The sequence below is a fragment of the Burkholderia sp. Ac-20349 genome (genome assembly GCF_017104865.1).
GTDB lineage: Bacteria > Pseudomonadota > Gammaproteobacteria > Burkholderiales > Burkholderiaceae > Burkholderia > Burkholderia aenigmatica.
Window position 1 is genome coordinate 1 of sequence record NZ_JAAGPM010000349.1, and the last position, 1,050, is coordinate 1,050.

1 protein-coding gene is annotated in these 1,050 nt (G+C 61.6%); it reads left to right on the top strand.

What is annotated here, in order from left to right:
• Nucleotides 1-101 precede the first annotated feature (101 nt).
• Nucleotides 102-1,050: IS481 family transposase (locus tag G3N61_RS39150; protein ID WP_089449676.1), on the top strand; the 949-nt coding region annotated here is incomplete at its 3' end.

Genomic DNA, 1,050 nt, shown 5'->3' on the forward strand with positions numbered 1-1,050 from the left:
GCTAGCTGTGAAGCTTCAATAGGTTGTATCGATGGTTCATCCGGACTGAGTCTGGGAGACTGGAAGTCGCCAAACACCCAACCTTCCAGGAACCCAGCCGGATGAACACCCATAAGAATGCCCGACTCACATTTGCGCGTCGACTTGAGATGGTCCAGGAGATCACCGAATTCGGTTCGAGTGTGCCGCAGGCCGCGGCCGATCATGGCGTGAGCGCACCGACCGTGCGCAAATGGCTGGGTCGCTATCTGGCCGGCGGCGCGCCAGCGCTGGCTGACGCCTCATCGCGACCGGCTTGTTCTCCCCGCTCGATCGCTCCGGCAACGGCCTTGCTGATCGTGGAATTGCGCCAGCAGCGCTTGCTGCAGCGTCAGATCGCCCGACAGGCAGGCGTGTCTGCCTCGACCGTCAGCCGCGTGCTGGCGCGTGCCGGACTATCCCGGTTGAGCGACCTGCAACCGCGTGAACCCGTTCAGCGCTACGAACACGAGGCGCCAGGCGACTTGCTGCACATCGACATCAAGAAGCTAGGTCGAATCGCGCGTCCTGGCCATCGTGTCACCGGTAATCGACGCGATACGGTGGACGGCGTGGGTTGGGAGTACCTGTTCGTCGCCGTGGACGACCATGCCCGGATTGCCTTCACGGCGATGCATTCCGACGAGACGAAACGCAGTGCCGTGCAGTTTCTGCGCGACGCCGTTGCGTGGTACGCCGGGCTCGGCGTGCATGTGCGCCGGTTACTGACCGACAACGGTTCGGCGTTCCGTTCGCACGAGTTTGCTCGGGCCTGTCAGGAACTGGGTATCCGACACAAATTTACGCGGGCGTATCGTCCACAGACCAACGGGAAAGCTGAACGCTTCATCCAGTCGGCTTTACGTGAGTGGGCCTATGCATGGACGTACCAAAGCTCGGCTCATCGCATCGAAGCCCTGGCGAGTTGGCAGCATCACTACAACTGGCATCGGGCTCATAGCGCCATCGGCGGCATTGCGCCGATGGCGAGACTTCCTGCGTCGAGAAACAACCTCTTGACGCTTCACAGCT